Here is a 6,928-nt window from a genome sequence, read left to right as displayed (position 1 = left end):
CGTGCAGGCCGTGGCCGAAGCCCGCGAGCCGGCGCAGGCCGGTGCGGCGGACCGCATCGTGCTCGGGGCCGGGCAGGAGGGCGACCAGAGTCCGGCTCAAGCCGCGCATCTCGACGATCAGCGCGCCCCACGCCTTCCGGGCCTCCCACCAGCGCTCGTAGCAGGCGTTGTTGCGGAAGCTGAGAAAGATCGAGAGCGCCAGCCCGATCAGGGTGAACGGGCCGATCCCGGCCGTCACCGGAAACCGTTCCGGAACGCGCTGCTCGACCGCGACCACCAGCGCGGCGAAGGCCGTCAGCCCGAGGACCTTCAGCGCCACCCGCGGCAGGATCGAGCCGCGCAGGGTGAACAGGATGGCGAAGAGGTTGGGACGGGGGCGAACGATCATGGATGGCAGGCTTAGCCGAAGCGGGTCGCTCCCGTCATCGGCCGTGCGGCACGGCGCGCCGAGGCACGGCCATGATCCCGTCATGTTCCGAGCGGATGGCGGGGCCCAGAGATTGGGCACGCGGGCGGGGCGAAGGCCACGGCGCGGGCGCGCGGAAGGAGTAGTGGGTATGACGGTTCGACGGATCGGCGCGGGAATCGGCGCCTGGGCCGGGCGTGCGATGGCGCTGGCCATGCTCTCGGGCATCGCGCACGCGGCGACGCCCGCGGACCCGAGCGGCACGTGGCTTACCGAGGACGGGCGTGCCCGCATCCGGGTGGAGAAGTGCGGCCCGAGCAACAAGAGCCTGTGCGGCTACGTCGTGTGGCTGAAGGTGCCGCTCAACGACAAGGGCCAGCCGCGGGTCGACTTCAAGAACCCCGACGCGAGCAAGCAGACGCGCGCATCGCTGGGCCACCAGCTCATCATGGGGCTGAAGCCGAACGCCGACGCCCATTACGAGGGCAAGATCTACAATTCCGAGGACGGCAAGTCCTACGACGTGACGATCTGGTCCGACACCCCGGAGGAGCTGACCGTCCGCGGCTGCCTGATCGCCTTCCTGTGCAAGTCGCAGACCTGGAACCGCGTGACCGACGTGGTCGCCGGCCAGATGACCGGGCCGACGAACGGTCCGGGAGGCCCGCGCACCGATCCGGAATACATGGCCGCCAAGCCCGCGGCGGCGAAGCCCGGCGCGAAGCCGGCCCCGGCTCCGGCCGCCGGCACGCCGCCCGCGGCCGCGCCCGCCGACGAATAGGCGCCGCAGAACGAAGGCGCTGTCGACCACGAGAGCGTCTCCCGTGATCCCTGGATCACGGGAGACGCTCTGTTTCGTCGTGTGGTCGCGTTATCCTCACGCGCGTGGGCATCCGCCTCGCCCGAGAATGCTCCCCCGCGCCTCGATCCCATGTCAATCGGTCAGCGCGGCGTAGGTCAGCACCCGCAGCTCCTTTCGGATCGGCAGGGCCGAGGACGGGACGAGCTGCGTCAGCAGCACCACCGCGAGCTCCTCGGCCGGATCGACCCAGAACGCGGTCGAGGCCATGCCGCCCCAGGCGACCTCGCCCGGCGTGCCGACGATCTGGGCCTTGGCCGGATCGAGCATCACCGAGAAGCCGAGCCCGAAGCCGATGCCGTGATAGGACGATTCCGCGAAGCGCGGCGTGCCGACCGCGGCGAGGTCGCCGGGCAGGTGGTTCATCGTCATCAGCTCGACCGTCTTGCGCCCGAGCAGGCGCGCGCCGTCGAGCTCGCCCTTGTTCAGGATGAACCGGCAGAAGCGCAGGTAGTCGGAGGCCGTCGAGACGAGGCCGCCCCCGCCGCCGGCGATCGCCGGAGGCTTGGCGAAATGGGTCTCGACCGCGTCGTCGTAGAGCGTCAGCGTGCGCGTGCGGTCGTAGACGTAGTTCGCGGCGAACCGCCCCATGTTCTCGGGTCTCACGAAGAAATCGGTATCGATCATCCCGAGCGGCGCGAGCACGGCGTCGCGCAGGTAATCCGCGAAGTCGCGCCCCGAGACGACGGCCACGAGGTGGCCGAGCACGTCCGTCGAGACGCTGTAGTTCCACGCCTCGCCGGGCTGCGACAGGAGCGGGAGCCGGGCCACGGTCGCAACCACCTCGGCGAGGCTCGCATCCGGGCGCAGGAAGTCGGCGCCCTGCTGGCGGTAGAGCGCATCGACCAGGGTCGATTCCATGAAGCCGTAGGTCAGGCCGCCGGTATGGGTGAGCAGGTCGCGGATGGTGATCGGGCGGCGGGCCGGCTCGGTCTCGAGCTTGGCGCGGTTGCCGCCGGTCGCGACCCGCATCTCGGAAAACTCCGGGAGGAAGCGCGCGACCGGGTCGTCGAGCTGGAACCGGCCCTCCTCGTAGAGCTGCATCACCGCGACCGAGGTCAGCGGCTTGGTCATCGAGTAGATCCGCGTCACCGTGTCGGTGGTGAACGGCGTCCTGCGGGCGAGGTCGGCGAGGCCGTGGGCGCGCTGGAACACCGTGTGCCCGCGCCGCGCCACGCTCACCGACAACCCGGCGAGCTTGCGCTCCGCGACGAGGCTGCGCATCCAGCCGTCGATCCGTTCCAGGCGTCCCGGGTCGATGCCGACGTCCTGCGGCCTTCCGTCGATCGCATCGCTCATGCCGTGCTCCTTGTTCCCGGCGCCCGATGTAGCGGTCCTGGGGCGGCGGGACAGCTCCCGAGGCTCACCAGCCCATCGTTCCGGACCCGCCCTTGAACGTGCCGACGATGCCGGGGGTGATCCAGCCGCCGTAGAAGCCGCCCGGCTGCGGCTCCGCGCGAACGCCGCCGACGGTGCAGGCCTCCATCGGGCCGGCATAGAAGGCGACGTAGCCGGCGATGGCGCGGAAATCCGGCGTCGGATCGGGATAGGCCCAAGCGGCACCGGGAACAGCCGCGCCGGGAATCGCTGCGCCGCCCGCCGTCACGTCGAACAGCACCGCGCGGCCCTTCCATTCGCAGATCCCGGCCCGGTGCGCCGGCCCGAGCACGCCCTCGGCGACGTCGGCGGGCGGGAAGTAGTAGGTCGGCGGATGGCTGGTCTCGAGCACGCGAAACCCGGCCCGCGTCTCGGCGATGGTGCGGCCGCCGAGGACGACCTTCAGCGTCGCGGCGACCGGCTCCAGCCGGGGCGGGCGCGGATAGGCCCACACGCTCTCCTCGCCGGGCTTCGTCGGGGATGGGGTCGGATGCATCGCGTCGTCCTCGGTTCGTCTCGTCCGAAACATAGGGCGCCGCGAAGATGCGTTTGCCGAAAACGCGCGGCGTGCTAGCCCCGACCCGACAGCCCGGAGCGCCGCCGTTGGACACGCCCATCGCCCTCTTCCTCGATTTCGACGGCACCCTGGTCGAGATCGCGCCGCGGCCGGACCTCGTCCGGGTCGAGCCCGGGCTGGTGCCGATGCTCCAGGCGCTGCACGCCCGGCTCGACGGGGCGCTGGCGATCGTGACCGGGCGCCCGGTCTCGGTGATCGACGACTTCCTCGCACCCGCCGCCTTCGACGTCGCCGGGCTGCACGGGGTCGAGCGCCGGGTCGACGGCGTCCTCACCGGCGGCAGCCCGGACGACCATCCGGAGCTGCGTGCGCGGATGCCTCGGCTCCGGGCCCTGGTCGCCGACCTCGACGCGGTGCTGATCGAGGACAAGGGCGCCTCGGTCGCCGTGCACTGGCGCCTGGCGAACCCGGCCGATGCCGAGCGGGCGGAGGCCGCGGTCACGGCGATCGCCACCGAGCTGTCGGGCCAGTACCGGCTCCAGCTCGGGAAGGCGGTCGGCGAGATCGTGCCGGCCTCGGCCACCAAGGCGCACGCGATCCGCGCCTTCCTCGAGCACGCCCCCTATGCCGGCCGCCGCGCGGTGTTCCTCGGCGACGACCGCACCGACGAGATCGCGTTCGCCAGCGTCGCGGCGTATGGCGGCCTCGGCATCCGCATCGGGCCCGGCGAGACCGCGGCCGCGCGGCGCCTGGCCGACCCGAACGCGGTGCACGCCTTGCTTGGCAGCTGGGCGGCGGGCGGGATCATCGACCCGGACACGCTGCGGGCGGCCTGAGCCGCGCCGGCGGCTCCATCGGACAGACAGCGACGCGTCGGCCGGGACGGCCCGCGTCGATCGGGAAAGGGTACCGCATGTTCGCGTTTCCGGTCCTCGTCGGCGATATCGGCGGCACCAACGCCCGGTTCGCGGTGGTCGATTCCAAGGGCGCCGCGCCGCGCCCGCTCTCGCACGAGGAGACGGCGCGCCACCCCGACCCGTCGAGCGCCATCCGCGCGGCGCTGGCCAAGCAGGGCGATGGAGGCGGAAAGCCGCCGCGCTCGGCGATCCTGGCCATCGCCGGCCGGGTCGACGGCCCGAAGGTGCAGCTCACCAATGCCCACTGGGTGATCGAGGGCGCGAAAATCGGCGCCGATTTCGACCTCGACTCGTCCGTCGTCGTGAACGATTACGTCCCGGTCGCCGCCGGCGCCGCCGGCATCGCGCCGCACGACCTGACCCCGATCGGGCCGACCGGGCATGCGCCCGGGGGCGCCCGCGTCGTGCTCGGGCCCGGCACCGGCTTCGGCGCCGCGGCCCTGGTGCCGTATTCGGATCGCCTCGCGATCGTCTCGACCGAGGCGGGCCACACCGATATCGGCCCCGCCGACGCGTTCGAAGAGAAGGTCTGGCACGCGCTCGAGCGCGTCGAGGACCGGATCACCGTCGAGACCGTGCTCTCCGGCCCCGGCCTCGCCCGCCTGCACGCCGCGGTGCGCCACGTCAGGACCGGCGAGCCGCCGGAGAAGATCGAGCCGGCGGCGGTGACCCAGGCCGGGCTCGACGCCTCCGACCCGCATGCCGCCGAGGCGCTGGAGCTGTTCGGGCGCGTGCTCGGCCGGGTCTGCGGCGACCTCGCCCTGACGTTCCTGGCCACCGGCGGCGTCTATATCGGCGGCGGCATCGCCCCGCGGATCGTCAAGCTGCTGCAGCAGGGCGGCTTCCGCGATTCCTTCGAGCGGAAGGCGCCGTTCGCCGCGATGATGCGCGCGATCCCGACCAGCGTCATCACGGTCCACGACCCCGCCTTCACCGGGCTCGCGGCCCTGGCGAGCGAGGGCGAGACCTTCGTCTATCACGGGCAGGTTTGGCGCCGGGGGGCGTGATCTCAACGCCGCCCGGCCAGATCATAGCGCGCGGGACGAGCCGTCACGCCGCCGCGAGCGGCTTCGAAACGTCCTCCAGGGACCGCCCCTCGGCCGCCGTGCCGAAGAGGCCGCCGACGATCGAGGCCACCGCCATCAGCGCGGCGCCGACGAGGTAGCCGCCGAAGACCGCGTCGCGGGAGCCGGTCTCGACGAGCGAGCCGAACAGCAGCGGCCCAGACACGCCGCCGATGCCGGTGCCGATCGCGTAGAAGCCGGCGATGGCCAGCGCCCGGATCTCCAGCGGGAAGGTCTCAGCCACCGTGAGGTAGGCGGCGCTCGCGGCGGCGGAGGCGAAGAAGAACACCACCATCCAGACGCCGGTCTGCGCCCAGGCGCCGAACACCTCGATCTTGAACAGGTACCCCGCGCCCGCGAGCAGCAGCGCGGAGATGCCGTAGGTGAAGGCGATCATCGGGCGGCGGCCGACCGTGTCGAACAGGCGCCCCAGCAGCACCGGCCCGAGGAAGGAGCCGAGCGCGAACGGCAGCAGGTACCAGCCGACGCTGCCGCCGGGCACGCCGTAGAAGCGCTCCAGCACCAGGGCGTAGGTGAAGAACAGCGCGTTGTAGAAGAACGCCTGCGCGATCATCAGCGACAGCCCAACGAACGTCTGCCGGCGCGAGGTGCCGAACATCGTCCCGAACACCTCCGAGAGCGGCGTGTGGCTGCGGGTGCGCAGCTTCATGCGCTTGCCCGCGTCGACCGGCGGCAGGGTGTGGCCCTCGTCGGTGAAGCGCTTCTCGATGCCGGTGACGACCCGGTCGGCTTCCGCCGTGTAGCCGTGCGTCGCGAGCCAGCGCGGGCTCTCGGGGATCCAGGTGCGCAGCAGCAGGATCACGAGGCCGATGGCGCCGCCGGTGAAGAACGCGACGCGCCAGCCCCAGGCCGGGTCGATCACCTCGGGCTTCAGCAGGACGATCGACAGGAAGGAGCCGAGCGCCGCGCCGATCCAGAACGAGCCGTTGATGACGAGATCGGTCCAGCCGCGCACGCGGGCGGGGACGAGCTCCTGGATCGTCGAGTTGATCGCGGTGTACTCGCCGCCGATGCCGGCGCCGGTGAGGAAGCGGAAGATGCAGAAGGAATAGACGTTCCACGACAGGCCCGTCGCCGCGGTCGCTGCGAGGTAGAGGGCAAGCGTGATGAAGAACAGCTTCTTGCGGCCGATGCGGTCGGTGAGCCAGCCGAAGCCGAGCGCCCCCGTGACCGCGCCGACGAGGTAGGACGAGGCGGCCAGGCCGACGTCAAACTCGGTGAAGCTCATCGGCGCCTTGCGCAGCGCCCCGACCAGCGCCCCGGCGAGCGTCACCTCGAGCCCGTCGAGCACCCAGGTGATGCCGAGCGCCACGATGACGAGGACGTGGAACCGGCCCCAGGGCAGCCGGTCCAGTCGCGCCGAGATGTCGGTGTCGACGACCGTGCCCATGGGGGCGCGCTCGGGCGTCTTCTCGCCCGAGGCCGTCTCGACTTTGGTCGCCATGACTGTGTTTACCTTGACTCGAGACTGCTGTTCAGAACGGCGGAGACCAACAAAAGGTTCGGCCGAGCTTTCATCGTTGCGGGCTTTGATGGCGGCATCACCGTGGATGCTCCCCATGAAGCCTCGCCCCGACGTCCGCAAGACCGGTCGCCTCCCGCCCCGCCATTCCTTGGCCGCCCGTTCCGGAGCCCGCCGCCTCGGCCCCTGCCTGCGCGTGGCGATCCTGGGCACGGCCGCGCTCGCCGGGGCGCTGGTCGGGGCGCTGCGCAAGGCGCCGATGAGCTTCACCGAGTTTGACGTCGGCCTGGCCGCCTCGTCCTACC

General features: G+C 71.7%; 8 protein-coding genes. 4 read left to right on the top strand and 4 right to left on the bottom strand.

The features are described 5' to 3' along the window. The coding region (locus FV230_RS22220; protein ID WP_147729945.1) for a bestrophin at positions 1-388 on the bottom strand (388 nt) is incomplete at its 3' end. 169 nt (positions 389-557) lie between these two features. Between FV230_RS22220 and FV230_RS22215 the strand changes: the two genes are divergently transcribed. Then, entirely contained in the window at positions 558-1,187 is a 630-nt protein-coding gene (locus FV230_RS22215) for a DUF2147 domain-containing protein (protein WP_147843948.1), read from the top strand. Positions 1,188-1,340: 153 nt separating this feature from the next. Here the strand turns inward: FV230_RS22215 and FV230_RS22210 are convergent, their stop codons facing one another. Both FV230_RS22210 and FV230_RS22205 read right to left on the bottom strand, forming a co-directional pair. Then, complete coding sequence (locus FV230_RS22210; RefSeq protein ID WP_147843947.1) at positions 1,341-2,564, bottom strand: serine hydrolase domain-containing protein; 1,224 nt, start codon at positions 2,562-2,564, stop codon at positions 1,341-1,343. Between the two features lie 64 nt (positions 2,565-2,628). Then, positions 2,629-3,138: a DUF427 domain-containing protein gene (locus FV230_RS22205; protein WP_147843946.1), complete on the bottom strand. Its 510-nt coding sequence runs from the start codon at positions 3,136-3,138 to the stop codon at positions 2,629-2,631. A gap of 107 nt (positions 3,139-3,245) precedes the next feature. Here FV230_RS22205 and otsB point away from each other — a divergent pair, with 107 nt between their 5' ends. Both otsB and FV230_RS22195 read left to right on the top strand, forming a co-directional pair. Then, the gene (gene otsB / locus FV230_RS22200; protein WP_246694953.1) at positions 3,246-3,995 is read left to right on the top strand and encodes a trehalose-phosphatase; all 750 of its coding nucleotides are present in this window, start codon (positions 3,246-3,248) and stop codon (positions 3,993-3,995) included. Between the two features lie 77 nt (positions 3,996-4,072). Further along, positions 4,073-5,083, top strand: a complete 1,011-nt coding sequence (locus FV230_RS22195; protein ID WP_147728395.1) for a glucokinase — start codon at positions 4,073-4,075, stop codon at positions 5,081-5,083. A 43-nt stretch (positions 5,084-5,126) separates the two neighbouring features. On the opposite strand, the gene FV230_RS22190 is transcribed toward FV230_RS22195, so the two are convergent. Then, on the bottom strand, positions 5,127-6,605 hold the full coding sequence (locus FV230_RS22190; protein ID WP_147843944.1) for an MFS transporter: 1,479 nt from the start codon (positions 6,603-6,605) through the stop codon (positions 5,127-5,129). Positions 6,606-6,720: 115 nt separating this feature from the next. Here FV230_RS22190 and FV230_RS22185 point away from each other — a divergent pair. After that, the coding region (locus FV230_RS22185; protein ID WP_147843943.1) for a hypothetical protein at positions 6,721-6,928 on the top strand (208 nt) is incomplete at its 3' end.

The organism is Methylobacterium sp. WL6 (genome assembly GCF_008040095.1).
Taxonomy (GTDB): domain Bacteria; phylum Pseudomonadota; class Alphaproteobacteria; order Rhizobiales; family Beijerinckiaceae; genus Methylobacterium.
The sequence above is the reverse complement of the archived record's forward strand: the minus strand, read 5'-3'. Positions and strand labels throughout refer to the sequence as shown.